Annotated in this window: 17 protein-coding genes; 7 read left to right on the top strand and 10 right to left on the bottom strand. The window is 66.0% G+C overall.

The genetic code is table 11. The features are described from left to right. The first annotated feature begins 2 nt into the window (after nucleotides 1-2). Nucleotides 3-1529, top strand: coding sequence for an RNA polymerase factor sigma-54 (gene rpoN, locus DFR51_RS01715; protein WP_121047322.1), 1527 nt, complete (start codon nucleotides 3-5; stop codon nucleotides 1527-1529). Here the strand turns inward: rpoN and dapD are convergent. Both dapD and DFR51_RS01705 read right to left on the bottom strand, forming a co-directional pair. After that, a complete protein-coding gene (gene dapD / locus DFR51_RS01710) occupies nucleotides 1526-2347 on the bottom strand; it encodes a 2,3,4,5-tetrahydropyridine-2,6-dicarboxylate N-succinyltransferase (protein ID WP_121047321.1) in 822 nt (273 codons plus the stop codon). The genes rpoN and dapD overlap by 4 nt on opposite strands. Next, complete coding sequence (locus tag DFR51_RS01705; protein WP_243445574.1) at nucleotides 2344-3054, bottom strand: pyrimidine 5'-nucleotidase; 711 nt, start codon at nucleotides 3052-3054, stop codon at nucleotides 2344-2346. The genes dapD and DFR51_RS01705 overlap by 4 nt, the downstream gene beginning before the upstream one ends. 126 nt (nucleotides 3055-3180) lie before the next feature. Between DFR51_RS01705 and DFR51_RS01700 the strand changes: the two genes are divergently transcribed. Next, complete coding sequence (locus tag DFR51_RS01700; RefSeq protein WP_160119114.1) at nucleotides 3181-5445, top strand: S8 family peptidase; 2265 nt, start codon at nucleotides 3181-3183, stop codon at nucleotides 5443-5445. On the opposite strand, the gene DFR51_RS18910 is transcribed toward DFR51_RS01700, so the two are convergent. After that, nucleotides 5429-5575 (bottom strand): hypothetical protein, encoded by a 147-nt coding sequence (locus DFR51_RS18910; protein WP_160119113.1) that lies wholly within the window; start codon nucleotides 5573-5575, stop codon nucleotides 5429-5431. The two genes, DFR51_RS01700 and DFR51_RS18910, sit on opposite strands and share 17 nt — an antisense overlap. 276 nt (nucleotides 5576-5851) lie before the next feature. Then, the gene (locus DFR51_RS01695; RefSeq protein WP_243446529.1) at nucleotides 5852-6526 is read right to left on the bottom strand and encodes an EF-hand domain-containing protein; all 675 of its coding nucleotides are present in this window, start codon (nucleotides 6524-6526) and stop codon (nucleotides 5852-5854) included. Between the two features lie 126 nt (nucleotides 6527-6652). Here DFR51_RS01695 and DFR51_RS01690 point away from each other — a divergent pair, with 126 nt between their 5' ends. Both DFR51_RS01690 and DFR51_RS01685 read left to right on the top strand, forming a co-directional pair. Further along, nucleotides 6653-7867: an argininosuccinate synthase gene (locus DFR51_RS01690; RefSeq protein ID WP_121049588.1), complete on the top strand. Its 1215-nt coding sequence runs from the start codon at nucleotides 6653-6655 to the stop codon at nucleotides 7865-7867. Between the two features lie 38 nt (nucleotides 7868-7905). Beyond that, nucleotides 7906-9009, top strand: a complete 1104-nt coding sequence (locus DFR51_RS01685; protein WP_121047318.1) for a phosphatase PAP2 family protein — start codon at nucleotides 7906-7908, stop codon at nucleotides 9007-9009. A gap of 3 nt (nucleotides 9010-9012) precedes the next feature. Here DFR51_RS01685 and DFR51_RS01680 read toward each other — a convergent pair whose 3' ends face one another. Then, nucleotides 9013-9390, bottom strand: coding sequence for a GtrA family protein (locus tag DFR51_RS01680; RefSeq protein WP_160119111.1), 378 nt, complete (start codon nucleotides 9388-9390; stop codon nucleotides 9013-9015). Next, on the bottom strand, nucleotides 9387-10361 hold the full coding sequence (locus DFR51_RS01675) for a glycosyltransferase (protein WP_121047316.1): 975 nt from the start codon (nucleotides 10359-10361) through the stop codon (nucleotides 9387-9389). The genes DFR51_RS01680 and DFR51_RS01675 overlap by 4 nt, the downstream gene beginning before the upstream one ends. A gap of 136 nt (nucleotides 10362-10497) precedes the next feature. Between DFR51_RS01675 and DFR51_RS01670 the strand changes: the two genes are divergently transcribed. Continuing rightward, nucleotides 10498-12273 carry a hypothetical protein gene (locus DFR51_RS01670; RefSeq protein ID WP_121047315.1) on the top strand — a complete coding sequence of 592 codons (1776 nt, stop codon included), beginning with the start codon at nucleotides 10498-10500 and terminating at the stop codon, nucleotides 12271-12273. On the opposite strand, the gene DFR51_RS01665 is transcribed toward DFR51_RS01670, so the two are convergent. The 4 genes from DFR51_RS01665 to DFR51_RS01650 are packed head-to-tail and all read right to left on the bottom strand — an operon-like array spanning nucleotide 12263 to nucleotide 14590. Further along, a complete protein-coding gene (locus tag DFR51_RS01665; protein ID WP_121047314.1) occupies nucleotides 12263-12883 on the bottom strand; it encodes a MarC family protein in 621 nt (206 codons plus the stop codon). The genes DFR51_RS01670 and DFR51_RS01665 overlap by 11 nt on opposite strands. Further along, on the bottom strand, nucleotides 12883-13782 hold the full coding sequence (gene folD, locus DFR51_RS01660; protein WP_121047313.1) for a bifunctional methylenetetrahydrofolate dehydrogenase/methenyltetrahydrofolate cyclohydrolase FolD: 900 nt from the start codon (nucleotides 13780-13782) through the stop codon (nucleotides 12883-12885). Before folD ends, DFR51_RS01665 begins: the two co-directional genes overlap by 1 nt. Before the next feature lie 11 nt (nucleotides 13783-13793). After that, the gene (locus DFR51_RS01655; protein ID WP_121047312.1) at nucleotides 13794-14096 is read right to left on the bottom strand and encodes a YggT family protein; all 303 of its coding nucleotides are present in this window, start codon (nucleotides 14094-14096) and stop codon (nucleotides 13794-13796) included. A 38-nt stretch (nucleotides 14097-14134) separates the two neighbouring features. Further along, the gene (locus tag DFR51_RS01650) at nucleotides 14135-14590 is read right to left on the bottom strand and encodes a MarR family winged helix-turn-helix transcriptional regulator (protein ID WP_121047311.1); all 456 of its coding nucleotides are present in this window, start codon (nucleotides 14588-14590) and stop codon (nucleotides 14135-14137) included. An 80-nt stretch (nucleotides 14591-14670) separates the two neighbouring features. On the opposite strand from DFR51_RS01650, the gene hppD reads away from it, so the two are divergent. Together hppD and DFR51_RS01640 are read left to right on the top strand one after the other, a co-directional pair. After that, entirely contained in the window at nucleotides 14671-15753 is a 1083-nt protein-coding gene (gene hppD / locus DFR51_RS01645; RefSeq protein ID WP_121047310.1) for a 4-hydroxyphenylpyruvate dioxygenase, read from the top strand. A 3-nt stretch (nucleotides 15754-15756) separates the two neighbouring features. Continuing rightward, nucleotides 15757-16884 carry a homogentisate 1,2-dioxygenase gene (locus DFR51_RS01640; protein ID WP_121047309.1) on the top strand — a complete coding sequence of 376 codons (1128 nt, stop codon included), beginning with the start codon at nucleotides 15757-15759 and terminating at the stop codon, nucleotides 16882-16884. Nucleotides 16885-16890 lie beyond the last annotated feature (6 nt).

The following is a 16890-nucleotide window of genomic DNA, read 5'->3' as shown; positions in this document are numbered from 1 at the left end:
CCATGGCGATCGGTCCCCGTCTTGATCTAAGGCACTCGCAGCAGCTGGTGATGACCCCCCAGCTGCAGCAGGCGATCAAGCTGCTGGCGCTGTCGAACCTCGAGCTCGAAAGCTACATCAACGGCGAGCTCGAACGGAATCCGCTGCTCGAAGCGGCGGGCGAGGCTCCAGCCGAGCCCTCCGATACCCCCGAAATCGCCTCCGACGACTGGTCGGCACCCGATCCGGCGGGCTCGGACCAGCTCATCGCGGCAGGCGCCGGCGATGCAGATGCACCGCTCGACGTCGACCACACCGCCGAAACCTTCCACCACGACTGCGCGAGCGACATGCCCGCCCCCGGCACCGGCGGCCTCGACGGCAGCCTCAGCGTCGCGGGCCCCACCGTCGCAGGCGCGGGCGGCGGCGAGGACAGCGAAGGCTTCGACGCCACGCTCGCCGCCGACCTCTCGCTCCACGACACGCTCCTCGCCCAGCTCGCCGGCGTGGACGATATCCAGCAGATCATCGCCCGCCATATCATCGATCTCATCGACGAAAGCGGCTATTTCACCGGCGATCTCAATGAAATCGGCGCGCGCCTGCAGGTGCCCACCGCCGATGTCGAGGCCGTGCTGAAGATCATCCAGACCTTCGAGCCGACCGGCGTCGGCGCGCGCTCACTCGGCGAATGCCTCGCGCTGCAGGCGATCGAGGCAGACCGCCACGATCCGGCGATGGCGACGCTGCTCACCAATCTCGATCTTCTCGCGCGCGGCGAGCTGGCGACGCTGCGCCGCATCTGCGGCGTCGATGCCGAAGACCTCTCCGACATGATCTCCGAGCTGCGCAGCTACAATCCGAAGCCCGGCCTCGCCTACGGCGGCGAGCCGCCGCAGCCGATCATGCCCGACATCTTCGTCGCGCGCACCGCGGCGGGCGGCTGGGCGGTGGAGATCAACGCCGCGACGCTGCCGCGCCTCCTCGTCAACCGCAGCTATTATGCGGAGCTATCGGGCGTCGGCGGAAAAACCGCCAAGACGTTCCTGTCGGACTGCCTGCAATCCGCCAACTGGCTCATCAAGGCGCTCGATCAACGCCAGCGCACCATCATCAAGGTCGCGACCGAGCTCGTCCGCCAGCAGGAGGCGTTCTTCCTCCACGGCGTCCAGCACCTGAAACCGCTCAATCTCCGCGCCATCGCTGACGCGATCGGGATGCACGAATCCACCGTCAGCCGCGTCACTTCGAACAAATACCTCTCGTGCGAGCGCGGCCTCTTCGAGCTGAAGTACTTCTTCACCTCGGCGATTCAGGCGGCGGACGGCGGCGAAGCCGTCTCCGCCGAATCGGTAAAGACCAAGATCCGCGAACTCATCGACGGTGAACGCGGCGGCAAGATCCTGTCCGACGACAAGCTCGTCGAGCTGCTGAACGATGCCGGTTTCGACATCGCCCGCCGCACCGTCGCCAAATACCGCGAAGCGATGGGCATCGGCTCCTCGGTCGAACGCCGCCGCGCCGCCGCGATCCAGAGCGCCGCCGCTTAGTCCCTCAGCAGTTCGTTGATGCCCGTCTTGCTGCGCGTCTGCGCATCGACGCGCTTCACGATCACCGCGCAGTAAAGCCCCGGCCCGCCGTCCGTGCCCGGCAGCGTCCCCGGCACCACCACCGAATAGGCAGGCACCCGTCCGCGCGTCACTTCGCCCGTCGCGCGGTCTACGATCTTCGTGGAAGCGCCAAGATACACGCCCATGGAGAGCACGGCGCCCTCCTCCACCACCACGCCCTCGGCGACTTCGCTGCGTGCGCCGATGAAGCAGTTGTCCTCGATGATCACCGGCCCGGCCTGCAGCGGCTCCAGCACGCCGCCGATGCCCGCGCCCCCCGAAATGTGCACGCCCTTGCCGATCTGCGCGCAGCTGCCGACGGTGGCCCAGGTGTCGACCATGGTGCCTTCGCCCACATAGGCGCCGATGTTCACGAAACTCGGCATCAGCACGGCACCCTTGGCGATATAGCTGCCCCGGCGTGCCGTCGCGCCCGGCACCACGCGGAATCCCGCCGCGCGGAAACGGTTTTCGCCCCACCCGGCAAACTTCGAGGGCACCTTGTCGAACGCCGGAGCGCCGCCCGCGCCGCCGTCGACAACGGCATTGTCGTTCAGACGGAATGACAGCAGCACAGCCTTCTTCAGCCACTGGTTGACACGCCAGTCGCCATCCACCTTTTCGGCGACGCGGTACGTGCCCGCATCCAGCCCTTCGATCGCGGCGTCCACGGCTTCGCGCACTGCGCCGGTCGTGGAAAGGCCGAGGCCCTCGCGCTCTTCCCAGGCCTGGTCGATGATGGCGGCGAGATCGGTCATGCGTTTACCCCTGTCGTTATGGAATGAAGCCAGTCGCCGACATCGGCGATCCGGTGGTCGATGCTGTCGTGGTCGGCCTGATAGCTGCCGCTTTCTGCGCCGTTATCCGCCCACACCGTGGTCATGCCCATCGCCTTCGCGGGCACAAGGTTGCGCGCCATGTCCTCCACGAACAGCGCGCGTTCGGGCCGGATGCCGTGTGCCGCGCAGAAGCCCTGATAAGCAGCCGGGTCGGGTTTTGGCCGGTAGTTCATGGCGTGAATGTCGTAAACCGCCTCGAACACGCCGCCGAGGCCAAGCCGGTCCAGCACCTTCTCGGCATAGGTGGTGTCGGCGTTGGTGAACACCAGCTTGCGGCCCGGCAGTTTCGCGAAGGCGTCCGCCATGCGGCCATCGGCCTCCAGCACACCCATGTCGATGTCGTGCACGAAGTTCAGGAATTCGGCGGGCGCGACGCCGTGTCCGTCCATCAGACCGCGCAGCGTCGTGCCGTGATCGTGGAAGAAACGCTTCTGCACGCGCCGCGCTTCCACGGCATCGCAGCCGATCAGGCGCATGATGAAGGCGCCCATCCGCTCGTCGATCTGCGCGAACAGGTTCGCGCGCGGCGGATAGAGCGTGTTGTCGAGGTCGAAAATCCACGTTTCGATGTGGCCGAAGGCGTCCATGCGGGGGTCATGGCTGCGGTCGGTCGATTCCGCAAGCATTTGGTAATGCCTTTGCGCGACGATTCTGCCATCAGGGGTGCGAACGGAATAACAGGGGTGCTGGCGGATATGCGCCTACGCGTCAGGGCCAAACTTCGTGGAATCACTGCCGTTTCGGCGCTGTGCATGGCTGCGTTTCTCGCCGCATGTGGCGGCGGCGGAGGCGGCACGCGCCCCGTGGCGCCGGGCACGGTCACACCGCCGCCGACACCCACGCCCACCCCGACACCCACGCCAAGTCCCGTCTACGATACGCCCGAATATAATCGTTCCAACGCTGCGGCGTCGGCGGGTGCGATCGCGGCCTACGAGGACGGCGCGACCGGCGCAGGCGTGAAAATCGCCGTCATCGACAGCGGCGTCGATATCCAGAGCGCCGAATTCACGGGCCGTATCGATCCGGCAAGCCGCGATATCGCGGGCACACGCGGCATCGACGATGCCGACGGCCACGGCACCTCGGTCTCCGCCGTCGCGCTGGCGGCGAAGAACGACAGCGGTATGCACGGCCTCGCCTTCAATGCGACGCTGATCGCGCTGAGAACCGATACCCCCGGCACCTGCGCCGCAAGCGACGGCTGCTCGCACTCCGACAGCAATATCGCCACCGCGATCGATACAGCCGTTGCAGCGGGTGCGCGCGTCATCAACATGTCGCTTGGCGGCGAAGGCCCCAATTCGCGTCTGCGAACAGCGATCGCGAACGCGACTGCCGCGGGTGTCATCGTCGTCATCTCGGCGGGCAACGACAGCCTCGCGAATCCCGACCCATTCGCCCAGATCGCCGCCGATCCTGCCGCCCGCGGCCGTGTCATCATCGCAGGCTCGGTCAACGATACCGATGCGCTTTCGGACTTCAGCAACCGGGCGGGCAGCTACGCCGCATATTATCTCGCCACACTCGGCGAACGCGTGCGCAGTTTCGATCATACCGGCACGGCCTACCTGTTCGGCGGCACCTCTTACGCCGCGCCCGGGATTTCCGGGGCCGTTGCGCTGCTTGCGGACGCATTTCCCAGCCTCTCGGCAGACGAGATCATCGATATCCTGTTCCGAACCGCACGGGATGCCGGAACGGCGGGTGACGACAGTGTTTTCGGGCAGGGCATCCTCGATCTCATCCGCGCTTTCTCGCCGATCGGCGCCACATCGCTTGCGGGCAGCGCCGTGCCCGTCACCGGCGATGCGGGATCGCTTGCCGTGCTCGGCGGCGCGCTCGGCGACGGCGGCGATCTTACCGGCGCGCTTTCGGACGTGGTTGTCCTCGACAGCTACGATCGGGCTTACGTCGCCGATCTCGGCACGGGTATCTCGCGCGCGACCCCCGCGCCGCGCCTCGCCGCCGCGCTCCAGACCAACACCGAAGAAGCGCGCGACGCACTCGGCATCGCCGGCTACAGCCTGTCGTGGAACGCCGCTGTCAGCACGCGGCCATGGCTCGGCCTCGCGCAGTCCGGCGGCGTAGACGCCCGAGCAGACGCGGACGCGCGGATCACGCGCGGCTTTGCCACCGGCAGCGTCACGCCCGGCACCGGCATCGGATTTGCAGCCGGATACGGGGCGGACGATCTTCTTGCGAACATGGCGGGCACGCGCGCACCCGGATCGCGCTTCATCGCGAGCGGAGACGCGCTTCGCGACGACGGCGTGTCCGTTGTGGGCACGCGGGCGGCAGCGGTCAGCCAGCGGATCGGCGCATGGACCTTCGGCATGGCGGCAGGCACGGGCGAGACCGAATCGCTTCGCCCCGGCAACGCATGGGATCGCCGCCGGAACGCCGACCCCGTGACGCTCTTCGCCGCCAGCGCATCGCGCCAGATCGGCGCATCGGACGTCACCGTCACGTGGAGCCGCCTTGACGAAAGCGGCAGCATTCTCGGCGCCGAAGGCTCGACCGCGCTCGGGCTGACGCGCGCGTCGAGCGATTTTCTTGGCCTCGACTGGGCGATGGACGCTGGGCACGGCTGGCGCATCGCCGCGCAGGCACGCGGCGGCCTCACACATCTCGACGTCGCCTCCGGGGGCCTCATCTCCGGCGCGAATGCGCTGCGCAGCCTCGCCTTCGCGTTCGACGTTACGAAATCAGGCGTCGCCATGCGCGGCGATACGGTCTCGGTGCGAATCGCCCAGCCGCTCCGCGTCGAAGGCGGCGCGCTCCGCGCCGATATCCCGACGAGCTACGACTACGAAACCGAAACGGCAGGCTACACCCGCCGCACCTTCACGCTCGCGCCTTCGGGCCGCGAAATCAGCGTGGAAGCCGCATGGTCGCTGCCCCTCGCCGACTTCGGCCACCTCGACACGAACCTCTTCTGGCGCCGAGACCCCGGCCACATCGCCGCGCTCGACGACGACATGGGCGCCGCCCTGCGCCTCAGAGCGCGGTTCTAGCCTCATCGAAGTGGCGCACGGCATCGTGCGCGAGCCGCACCACCTCGTCATCGAACGCGGCAATGGTCGTCAGGCCCTTTCCGCATTCCGTGCAGACGATCCAGTCGCGTTCGGCTGGTTTCTCTGACATCGCGAAATCCGTGCCGCCGCAATTTTCGCACTTCAGACTAACCCTGATTCCTCCAGTCATGGCCGATCTCCCCGGTTATGCTTTTGTTGAAAGCTATCGGGCTCACGCGCGAAGTCGAGTCGTCTTGTGCGAAGCGATCCCCTGAAAAGACAGAGGGCCGGCATTCCCGAGGAGTGAATGCCGGCCCTCCGCGCGTTTTGGGCGTGTTTCCGACAGGGGGGATCGAAAACGGCGCCCCGCGCTCTCAATACAGCAGATCGGACTGGGACGTGCCGATCAGCTGTCGCCGCGCTCTGCGCGACGTTCCGCGCGCCTCGCCTCGTGCGCCGCACGGCGCTCTTCGGGGCTCAGCGTACCATCCTTGTTCGCGTCGGCGGCGTCGAAGCGCGCAAACGCCTTCGCCTTCGCCTCGGCGAGCGTGACGCGACCGTCCTTGTTGGCGTCAGCGGTTTCAAATCCCTTCTCGCCGAAGCCGCCCCAGCCCATTCCGCCGCGGTGCATCATGCGGTGGCCTTTGCGGCCTTCACCATCCTTGAACTTCATCCGCATCTCGCGGCGGTCCTTGCCATCGGCCTGCGCGGTCTCACGCCGCTCGGCCCACTTGGCCTTCATCCCGGCGTGGTGCGAATCCCACTCGCTGCGGCTGATCTGACCGTTCTTGTCCGCATCCATCGATTCGAACATGCGCGTGCGGGCCTCGGCCATCCTCTTCTCGCCCTCGGCGCGGCGGGCTTCCGCGTGGGCCTTGATTTCGGCCTCGGTAACGGCGCCGTCCTTGTTCGTGTCCACAGCGGCAAAGCGCTCGGCGATCTTCTTTTCAAGGTCGGCGCGCGTTTCGGGGGCGCTCCAGCGCGCGGCCTTTTCGGGACCAGAGGCGCCCGCGGTCTCGGCGATCGCCGGCAGCGCCATCAGCGCGGCAGCCGATGCGCCGATCATCAGGAATTTGGTCACTTCGGTACTCCGTTTCAGCATCTGATTACCTGCCTATACGCAGCCCACGCTGACTCTCCCTTGAATATGCCGTTCATCAATGCGAAGGGCGCGCGTACTTCGGTTTTTCGCGAAAGGTCTGGTTGGATGTCTGATATCAAGCGCGTGGTTCTGGCCTTCTCGGGCGGTCTCGACACGAGCGTGATCCTGAAATGGCTTCAGCAGACCTATAATTGCGAAGTCGTGACCTTCACCGCCGATCTCGGCCAGGGTGAAGAGCTCGGGCCGGCGCGCGCGAAGGCGGAGCTGATGGGCGTGAAGCCCGAGCACATCTTCATCGACGACCTGCGCGAAGAGTTCGTGAAGGACTATGTGTTCCCGATGATGCGCGCGAATGCGCTCTACGAGGGTCTGTACCTGCTCGGCACGTCGATCGCCCGGCCGCTGATCGCGAAGCGCCAGATCGAGATCGCCAAAATGGTCGGCGCGGATGCCGTCAGCCACGGCGCCACCGGCAAGGGCAATGACCAGGTCCGTTTCGAGCTGGGCTATTACGGCCTCAACCCCGACATCAAGGTAATCGCGCCCTGGCGCGAGTGGGATCTCACCAGCCGCACCCGCCTCATCGAGTTCGCCGAGGCGCACCAGATCCCGGTTTCGAAGGACAAGCGCGGCGAAGCGCCGTTCTCGACCGACGCGAACCTCCTCCACACCTCCTCTGAAGGCAAGGTCCTCGAAGACCCGTGGGAGGAAGTCCCCGACTACGTCTTCTCGCGCACAGTGAACCCCGAAGACGCGCCCGACACGCCCGAATACATCACCATCGACTTTGAACACGGCGACGGCGTTGCGCTGAACGGTGAAGGCGTCAGCCCTGCGACGCTTCTCGAAAAGCTCAACGAGCTTGGCCGCAAGCACGGTATCGGGCGGCTCGATCTCGTCGAAAACCGCTTCGTCGGCATGAAGTCGCGCGGCATGTACGAAACGCCGGGCGGCACGATCTACCACACCGCGCACCGCGCCATAGAGCAGCTGACGCTCGACCGCGGCGCCGCGCACCTCAAGGACGAGCTCGCCCCGCGTTATGCGGAGCTGGTCTACAACGGCTTCTGGTTCAGCCCGGAGCGCGAGATGCTGCAGGCGGCCATCGATCACAGCCAGCAGAAGGTCTCCGGCACCGTCCGCCTGAAGCTCTACAAGGGCTCGGCCTGGGTCGTCGGCCGCAAGTCCCCGAACTCGCTCTACTCGGAGAAGGTCGTGACCTTCGAAGACGACGCAGGCGCCTACGACCAGCGCGATGCCGAAGGCTTCATCAAGCTGAACGCCCTGCGCCTGCGCCTTCTGGGCCGGCGGGGCGCTTAAACCCGCCTTTAACCCTGCGCCCCTAGTCTCGCCGCACCATGGAAACGGCGGCACGGGCGATGAAAGCGGATATCGGCGAGCTTCGCGCGGCGGGCGTAATGCTCGGCATCGCCGGGCTCTACATGGCCGTGGTGCTCGGCACCGGGCTCATTCCGTCGGGCCAGTTCGTTCAGCTTTTCTCGGTTTACGCGCAGTCGCTCGGTGCTCTCACGCTCGCGGCGGGCGGCATCGCGCTCTTCGTGGAATGCGGGCGCCGCGCGCGCCGCGAAGGCGCCGCCCCCTCCCCGTTCGGCGTGATCCGCAGCTTCGTTGCGCTGCGCTGGCAGCGCGATCGTTTCCTCAGCCTCGCCGCGCCGCCGCTCGTCTGCGCGATGATGCTGGCGACGTTCAACGCATTCAAGCAGCTGGTCCTGCCGCGCGCAGGCTTTCACCTCGATCCGCTGTTCGCGGCGTGGGACAAGGCGCTGTTCCTCGGCACCGACCCTTGGGTCGTGACGCACAAAATCCTGAGCGGCCCGGCCGCAACGCTCGCCATCGACAGTTTCTACCACGGCTGGTTCGTACCGATGACGCTCGGCGTCATCGTCTGCGCGTACCTGCGCGATTCGCACCTGCGCACGCAGTATGTGCTCAGCTACGCGGTCTCGTGGATCCTGATCGGATCCGTGCTTGCCTGGCTGTTCCCGGCCGCGGGCCCTTGCTTCTATGATGATTTTGCGGGCGGCGCCTCAACGTTCACCACGCTGATGGATACGCTCGGTAGCTACGACCGGGTACTCGTTGCTGAGGGTGGCAATGGCATCGCCGCGCTCAAGAACCAGCAGGCGCTCCTCAACCATTTCAGCAGCGGCGGTCCGCTCGTGCTTGGCGGCGGCATTTCGGCAATGCCCTCGATGCACAATGCGCTCGCCGTGCTGTTCGCGCTCGGCGGCATGCGCATCAACCGTGTCCTTGGCTGGGTGATGTGGGTTTATGCGACGCTGATCTGGATCGGCTCAATCCACCTCGGATGGCACTATGCAGTCGATGGGATCGCCGCAGCCGTGCTCGCCGTCCTCATCTGGTATGTCTGCGGCCGCGCCGCCCAGGTGATGCTCGCCGCGCGCGAGCGCCGCGAGCCTGCCCTCGCGCTCGCTGAATAGGCGTCAGCGCGCGAAAACAGCGAACTTGTAGCTGAAGAAATTGAACCCCATCGCCGCGATCGTCGCGGCGGCGAACGCCGGCGTCGTCGGCAGCCCGGCGTAGGTGAGCGCGGAGAACGTCGCTGCGTTGACCGCAAGCCCGCCGAGCGACGCGCCGACATAGCGAAGGAATTCCCGCCACGTCGGCGGCGCATCCACGCGGAACGTCCAGCGCCGGTTGCCCAGCCACGTCGTCAGGATCGCAAGGCCGAGCGCGGGAACCTGCGCGGCGTAAGGGGAAACACCCGCACGAACCAGCGCTTCGAGGCTCACCGCGCCGAGAACGAAGGCGGTGCCGCCGACCGCTAGAAACGCAGCGCCTTCGCGAAGCCGCGCCTTCACGGCGTCGGCAGCCCGCGCTGCGTCAGCAGGAACATGCGTTTCAGCTCGACGCGCGAGCGCGAAACCGAATCGAGGATGAGGCCGCACATTGCCGACATCGACGCGATGATCATCAGCGCGGCGGCAAGGATCGCCGTGGGGAAGCGCGGCACCAGCCCGGTTTCCAGGTACTCGGCGACGACCGGCAAGCCGAACGCCAGCGACGCGAGCGTCAAGAGCGCGGCAAGGCCGCCGAAAAAGAACGCCGGCCGCGTCTCCTTCAGCAGCAGGAAGAATACTGAAAGAATGCGGAAGCCGTCGCGGAACGTGCGGAGCTTGCTCACCGAGCCTTCCGGCCGCACGCCGTAATCGGTCTCGATCTCCGCGACCGGCAGCATCAGCTGGCTCGCGTGGACGGACATTTCGGTCTCGATCTCGAAGCCGCGGCTTACCGCCGGGAAGGTCTTGGCGAAGCGGCGGCTGAACACGCGGTAGCCCGAGAAGATGTCGCTGAAATCGTCGCCGAACATCCACTGGAACACGCCGTTGAACAGGCGGTTGCCGATCGCATGGCCGGAACGTCCGGCATCCTGCCGCACCCCACGCCGCGTGCCCACCACCATATCGAGCCTGCGCTCGACGAGTGCCTTCACGAGCATCGGCGCGTCGTGCGCTGCATAGGTGCCGTCGCCGTCCGCCATCACATAAATGTCGGCATCCACCTCAGCGAACATGCGGCGCACGACGTGGCCCTTGCCCTGCCGCTCCTCACGGATGACGATCGCGCCCGCGCCTTCCGCCACGCGCGCCGTGTCGTCGGAGGAATTATTGTCGAACACATAGATGACCGCGCCGGGAAGCGCGTCCGCGAAGCTCGCGATCACCTGCGCGATCGTCGCCGCCTCGTTGTAGCACGGCAGCACGACGGCGGTGGCAAGGCCAACCCGTGACTGTGCGGTGTCAAACTGCGAAGCGGACGGGATCGAGACCATAATTGTTCCTCGGGGGCTGTTCCTCGGGCGGAAAGTTCCGATGGCCCGAACTCTAGGGTCGCGATGGCTTCCAACTGGTTAATATCGCGCGTCTTCGAAGCCGACTGTTAACCATGCCGCGCGTAGACCGGCGCGCATGGATACGGATCGGACCCGCGGCTTCCTTGTGCCGCTCCTCATCGTCTGGATGCTTGCCGCGCTTGCGCTCACGATCGTGAACCGCGCGGATATCGCTGCGCTCGACCTTCCCGACACGGACGATGCGCAGCGGCTGATGCAGGTTCGCGACTGGCTCGGCGGGCAGGCGTGGGGCGACATAGATCAGCACCGGATGAACCCGCCCATGGGCGCCAACATGCATTGGTCGCGCCTTGTCGACCTGCCGATCGCGGGCATCATCGCCCTCACCGAGCCCGTTTTCGGCCGCGCCGCTGCCGAGCGCATCGCCGGAACCGCCGTACCGATCCTTGCGCTCCTCGTCACGATGGGCGCCGCCGCGCTCGCCGCATTCCGGCTCTCGGGGCGGCAGGCCGCCATTCTCGCGGCGGTTTTCATCGCAGCGAGCGGCCAGATATTGTCGCTGTTCAAGCCGCTCAGGATCGATCACCACAATTGGCAGATCGCGCTCATGCTCTGCGCCGTCGCCGCGCTCTGCGATCCGCGCCGCCGCTTTTCATCCGGCCTCCTCGCCGGTCTCGCCACCGTCGGAGCGCTTGTCATCGGGCTTGAGATGCTTCCGCACCTCGTCGTCGCAGGCGCCATTCTCGTCCTCGGCTGGTGCTTTCAGCCCGCGCTCGGGCGGCTGCTCGCGGGCTACGGCACCGCGCTCGCCGTGGGATCGGCGCTCGCCTACCCGGCCTTCGTGCCCCCGGCGCGCTGGTGGTTCGCGGCCTGCGACGCCTTCTCGCCCGTCTACGCAGCACCGCTCGTGTTCGGCGGCGCGCTCGCCGCGATCCTGCCGCAGATGGATGTCCTTACGACGTCGGCAAGGCGCGGGATCGCCGCCGCCCTTGGCTTCGCGAGCGTCGGGATTGCCGTGCTTGTCGCCTTCCCGCACTGCGCGGGCGGACCCATGGCGATGCTGGACCCCGCATTCTTGCCCGTCCTCGCCCGCATCAGCGAAGCACGCTCCATCATGAGCTATCTCGGCACCGAACCTGAAACGGCAATCGCCTTCGGCCTTTATCCCTTCATCGGCATCGGCTGCGCTTTCATCATGCTGCGCCGCGCGGATGCGGACAATCGCTTCGGCTGGAGCCTCGTGTTCGGCCTGCTCGCGACCACGACATGGCTGATGTTCCTGCAGCTCCGCGCCGCGACTGGGCCGAACGCTCTCGCCGCGATCGCCGCAGCCGCCGTCGCTGCGATGCTACTGCCCCGCGCCCGCTCCATCGCCTCGACCCTGCCGCGCATCGGCGCGACGATGCTCGTGCTCGTCGGCCTCACCAGCGCGCTTCCCATGTTCGCAGCGCTCGCGGCAAAGCGCATGGGCGGCTCCGGCAATGCCGCGCCCGCGAGCGCACCCGTTGCATCATGCACCGCATCCGCGACCCTCGCGCCGCTGAACGACGTGCCGAAGGGCATCATCGCCGATGTGTTCGACATGGGGCCTGCGATCCTCGTCCACACGCCGCACAGCGTCATCGCCGGCCCGTACCACCGCAACGCGGCCTCCATCGCGGATTCCGTCCGCCTGTGGCGCGCGGACGACGAGGAGGCAAGGATGATCGCCGCCCGCTACGGCGCCACCTATGTGCTCGGCTGTATCGGCACCAACGACCTCGTGGCCGCGAAAAAGGAAGCGCCTGAGGGCTTGTGGGCACGGCTTGAGGGCGGAGAGGTCCCGGCGTGGCTGGAGGCCATGCCGATGCCCAAGGGATCAGCCCTGCGGCTTTACCGCATCAAAGGCTGAAGCTCGCCCGGATCCCGTCGATCACGTACTGCGCGGCGAGCGCGGCAAGGATGACGCCGAGCAGCCGCGTGATCATCGCCTCGATCTTCTCGCCGAGCAGCCGCATCAGCGGTCCGGCGCTGACCAGTGCGATCAGCGTCAGCGCAAGCACGATGCCAAGCGCCGCGAGGACGACACTGCGTTCCATCCAGCCGTTCGCCTGCGATGTCAGAAGCATCACACTCGCGATCGAACCCGGCCCGGCAAGCATCGGGATCGCCATCGGGAACACCGAGACGTCCTCGATGTCCTTAGAGGCCACTTCCTGCGCACGCGTATTGCGCCGCTCGGTGCGCTTTTCGAACACCATTTCAGACGCGATCAGGAACAGCAGGATGCCGCCCGCGATGCGGAACGCATCAAGGCTGATGCCAAGCGCGGCGAGCATTCCCTTGCCGAGGAAGGCGAAGAACAGCAGCACCGCTGCCGCCACCAGCACCGATCGGATCGCCATTGAACGACGCTGCTGCGCGGAAGCACCCGTCGTCAGCGAGGAATAGATTGGCGCGCATCCCGGCGGGTCGATCACCACGAACAGCGTGGCGAGCGCCGAGATGAACAGCTCGGTCATTACAAGCCTTCGGGTGCGGGCAGCCCGGCACGGCGATGCGCGGCGACGAGCGTGTTGCGCAGAAGCACAGCGATCGTCATCGGCCCGACGCCGCCGGGCACCGGCGTCACCGCGTTCGCCGTCTCCAGCGCCTCGGTGTAAGCAACGTCGCCGACGAGCCGCGTCTTGCCCTCGCCGCGTTCCGGCGCGGCAATGCGGTTGATGCCCACATCGATCACGACCGCGCCCGGCTTCAGCCAGTCGCCGCGTACCATTTCCGGGCGTCCGACGGCGGCAACCACGATGTCCGCCCCCCGCACCACAGCAGGCAGGTCAGCCGTGCGGCTGTGCGCGATGGTCACGGTCGCGTTCGCTGCGAGCAGGAGCTGCGCCATCGGCTTGCCCACGATGTTCGAGCGGCCGATCACGACTGCGCTTTTCCCCGAAAGATCGCGGCCCAGTCGATCTTCCAGCAGCATCATGCAGCCGAGCGGCGTGCACGGTACGAGGCCGGGAAGCCCCGTCGCCAGCCGTCCCGCGTTCACGATGTGGAAGCCGTCCACATCCTTGTCTGGGTCGATCGCCTCGATCACCGCGCTCTCGCGCATATGCTTGGGCAGCGGCAGCTGCACGAGAATGCCGTCGACGGTCTCGTCGGCGTTCAGCCGCTCGACGAGTGCGATGAGATCGGCTTCGGGCGTATCCGCCGGCAGCCGGTGCTCGAAGCTCATCATCCCCGCCTCGACCGTCGCCTTGTGCTTCGATCCGACATAAACCTGGCTCGCCGGGTCTTCGCCGACCAGCACGACCGCAAGGCCCGGCCTGCGGCCGGTCGCTGCCAGAAACGGCGCGACAGCAGAGGAAACGCGTCCACGAAGACCCTCGGCGAAAACCTTGCCGTCGATACGCTCAGCCGTCATTTGAAATGCTTTCAGCCTGCCATGATGTCGAACACCAGCGCCGGAACCAGCCGCTGGATGAGGATAAGGCCGAGGATCAGCACCATCGGCGAAAGGTCGATGCCGCCAAGATCGGGGAGCACGCGCCGGATCGGGCGCAGCATCGGTTCGGTCAGCCGGTCGAGTCCGGTCAGCAGGCTGCGCACGAATTGATTGCTGGTGTTGATCACGTTGAACGCCACCAGCCAGCTGATGATGACCTGCGCTATGATGATCCAGATCACGAGCTGGATGACCATCGTGAAGATACCGAGCAGAGCCGCGACCGTATTCATGCTACTCCAATCCTTGGCACACCGTGCAGGCCTGTCTCCTAACCGCGCACCGAAACGGTGTCCACCGCGTCCTCGGCTTCCAGCCCATTCTCGATCGCATCGATCGCCGCGAGCAGCCCGGCCTTGTCGCAGCGCGCTGCGATGTCGGCCTCGATCGCAAGTACGCCCGGGGCAATCTCGCAGTAAAGGCGTTCGCCGTCCGCCGTCAGGGTCAGCCGCGAGGTGCGACCGTCGCGGTCATCCGCTTCGCGTCGCATCAGTCCGCGGGCGATGAGCGCGGAGACGGCGCGGCTCACCGTCGCCTTCTCCATCGGCGTCATCCGCACCACGTCCTGCGCGCTGCGCCCGGGTTTTTCCGCGACCGCCGCGAGTACGCGCCATTGCGGCGAGGATAGCCCGCAGCCTTCGTAGACGCGCGCCAGCCGCTGGCTCAGCCGATCGGAGAGCACCGCGACGCGGTAGGGCAGAAACGTATCGAGACGGATCGGAGACATATCGTTCCACTTGCAACAAGTTTCACATGAAACTAATATCACGAAATAACGACTCGAAGCAAATGAGGGAGAGAGCGTCAATGGCCGACCTTTTCGAAAACCCGGCAGGGCTCGACGGATTCGAATTCCTGGAGTTCTCGGCGCAGGACCCCGCGCTCGTCGACCGTGTGTTCCGCCAGCTTGGCTTCACCCCCATCGCGAAGCACCGTTCGAAGGACGTGACGCTCTACCGGCAGGGCCAGGTCAACTTCCTCCTGAACGCAGAGCCGCGCTCGCCCGCCGCTTTCTTCGCCGAAGAGCATGAAGCCGGCGCCTGCGCGATGGGCTTCCGCGTAAAGGACGCCGCGAAGGCTTATGCCCACGCGATCGCGAACGGCGCGGAACCCATGCCGACCTCCACGGGCTGGATGGAGCTTCGCCTCCCCGCCATCAAGGGCATCGGCGGCAGCCTCATCTATCTCATCGATCGCTACGGCGACGATGCCGACATCTACGACATCGATTTCCGCTATTTCGAAGGTGTCGACCGCCATCCCAAGGGCGCGGGGCTGGAGATCATCGATCACCTGACGCACAACGTCTATCGCGGCCGCATGAAGTTCTGGGCGGAGTTCTACGAGAAGCTCTTCAACTTCCGCGAAATCCGCTACTTCGACATCAAGGGCGAATACACCGGCCTCACCAGCAAGGCGATGACCGCGCCCGACGGCAAGATCCGCATTCCCCTGAACGAGGAAGCCAAGCAGGGCGGCGGCCAGATCGAAGAGTTCCTGATGGCCTTCAACGGCGAGGGCATTCAGCACATCGCGCTCTCCACGAGCGATATCTATTCCACGATCGACAGCCTGAAGGCGCTCGGCCTGCCGTTCATGACGCCGCCGCCCGAAACCTATTACGCGATGCTGGACGAACGCCTGCCCGGCCACGGCGAGCCGGTCGACGCGATGAAGGCGCGCGGGCTTCTGCTGGACGGCTCCACCGAGAACAATGATCCGCGTCTGCTCTTGCAGATATTCTCGGGCAATATGCTCGGCCCCGTGTTCTTCGAAATCATCCAGCGCAAGAAGGACGAAGGCTTCGGCGAGGGCAACTTCAAGGCGCTGTTCGAATCGATCGAGCGCGATCAGATTGAGCGTGGCGTGCTCGAAACCGCGGAGGCCTGAGCCATGAAGCGCTATCTCAATTTCCCGCTGGTGAAGGGCGAAGCGAGCCGTCAGGCACACGCCGACCTTCCGGAAGGCACCTACGAACGCGAAATGTCGAAGGAAGGTTTCTTCGGCCCCGCCGCCTTCTTCTACCACCGCAATCCGCCCACGGGCTGGAGCGACTTCGACGGTCCGCTCGCGCCGCGCGCCTTCGACCTCACGCAGATCAACGAGGCGCCCAATTCGCTATGGTCCGCACCCGTCGTGCTCCACAACAAGGCGACCGAAATCCGCCTGTGGCGCCTCGCCGACGCCATGACGGCGCTCGATCGCAACGGCGACGGCGATCAGATTTTGTTCGTGCACCGGGGCATCGGCGATTTCTTCTGCGATTTCGGCCACCTCGTGATCGGACAAGGCGACTATGTCGTCATCCCGCGCGGCACGATGTGGCGCATCGTGTCGACCGAGCCGATGCAGATCCTCGCTGTCGAGGCGACGAACTCCAGCTACACGCTCCCCGACAAGGGGCTTCTGGGGCCGCACGCGATCTTCGATCCGGCGGTGATGGACACGCCCGAGATCGACGATGCCTTCCGCGCCCAGCAGGGCGACACCGAAACACGCGTCGCGGTGAAGAAGCGCGGGGCCGTTTCGTGGATGACCTATCCGTTCAATCCGCTCGACGCGGTGGGCTGGCACGGCGAGCTTTCGGTCGCACGCCTCAACGTGCGCGACATCCGCCCGATCATGAGCCACCGCTATCATGTGCCGCCATCGGCGCACACGACCTTCCTGGCCGATCGTTTCGTGATCTGCACCTTCGCGCCGCGCCCGTTCGAGACGGACCCGAAAGCGCTGAAGGTGCCGTTCTTCCATAACAACGACGACTACGACGAGGTGCTGTTCTACCACGACGGCGACTTCTTCAGCCGCGACAACATCCACCCCGGCATGATGACGCTGCACCCCTGCGGCTTCACGCACGGCCCCCATCCGAAGGCGCTCACCCGCATGTTCGAGCAGCCCAAGCCGATGACCGACGAGTATGCGGTGATGATCGACACGCGCGATCCACTCGAAATCGGCGAAGCGGCTTCCGCTGTGGAATGGACCGGTTACAAGGATAGCTGGAAAACCAAATCCTGAAGGGGC

Origin of the sequence: Sphingosinicella microcystinivorans, assembly GCF_003634215.1 — a bacterium.
Taxonomy (GTDB): domain Bacteria; phylum Pseudomonadota; class Alphaproteobacteria; order Sphingomonadales; family Sphingomonadaceae; genus Sphingosinicella; species Sphingosinicella microcystinivorans.
The sequence above is the reverse complement of the archived record's forward strand: the minus strand, read 5'-3'. Positions and strand labels throughout refer to the sequence as shown.

What these genes read in the sequence shown, in the direction of transcription:
- folD (WP_121047313.1), bottom strand. Translation starts at nt 13,782, where the DNA reads ATGACGGCTGAGCGTATCGACGGCAAGGTTTTCGCCGAGGGTCTTCGT.
- hppD (WP_121047310.1), top strand. Translation starts at nt 14,671, where the DNA reads ATGGCCGACCTTTTCGAAAACCCGGCAGGGCTCGACGGATTCGAATTC.
- DFR51_RS01665 (WP_121047314.1), bottom strand. Translation starts at nt 12,883, where the DNA reads ATGACCGAGCTGTTCATCTCGGCGCTCGCCACGCTGTTCGTGGTGATC.
- DFR51_RS01670 (WP_121047315.1), top strand. Translation starts at nt 10,498, where the DNA reads ATGGATACGGATCGGACCCGCGGCTTCCTTGTGCCGCTCCTCATCGTC.
- DFR51_RS01705 (WP_243445574.1), bottom strand. Translation starts at nt 3,054, where the DNA reads ATGCTTGCGGAATCGACCGACCGCAGCCATGACCCCCGCATGGACGCC.
- dapD (WP_121047321.1), bottom strand. Translation starts at nt 2,347, where the DNA reads ATGACCGATCTCGCCGCCATCATCGACCAGGCCTGGGAAGAGCGCGAG.
- DFR51_RS01700 (WP_160119114.1), top strand. Translation starts at nt 3,181, where the DNA reads ATGGCTGCGTTTCTCGCCGCATGTGGCGGCGGCGGAGGCGGCACGCGC.
- DFR51_RS01675 (WP_121047316.1), bottom strand. Translation starts at nt 10,361, where the DNA reads ATGGTCTCGATCCCGTCCGCTTCGCAGTTTGACACCGCACAGTCACGG.
- DFR51_RS01640 (WP_121047309.1), top strand. Translation starts at nt 15,757, where the DNA reads ATGAAGCGCTATCTCAATTTCCCGCTGGTGAAGGGCGAAGCGAGCCGT.
- DFR51_RS01685 (WP_121047318.1), top strand. Translation starts at nt 7,906, where the DNA reads ATGGAAACGGCGGCACGGGCGATGAAAGCGGATATCGGCGAGCTTCGC.
- DFR51_RS01655 (WP_121047312.1), bottom strand. Translation starts at nt 14,096, where the DNA reads ATGAATACGGTCGCGGCTCTGCTCGGTATCTTCACGATGGTCATCCAG.
- rpoN (WP_121047322.1), top strand. Translation starts at nt 3, where the DNA reads ATGGCGATCGGTCCCCGTCTTGATCTAAGGCACTCGCAGCAGCTGGTG.
- DFR51_RS01650 (WP_121047311.1), bottom strand. Translation starts at nt 14,590, where the DNA reads ATGTCTCCGATCCGTCTCGATACGTTTCTGCCCTACCGCGTCGCGGTG.
- DFR51_RS18910 (WP_160119113.1), bottom strand. Translation starts at nt 5,575, where the DNA reads ATGTCAGAGAAACCAGCCGAACGCGACTGGATCGTCTGCACGGAATGC.
- DFR51_RS01690 (WP_121049588.1), top strand. Translation starts at nt 6,653, where the DNA reads ATGTCTGATATCAAGCGCGTGGTTCTGGCCTTCTCGGGCGGTCTCGAC.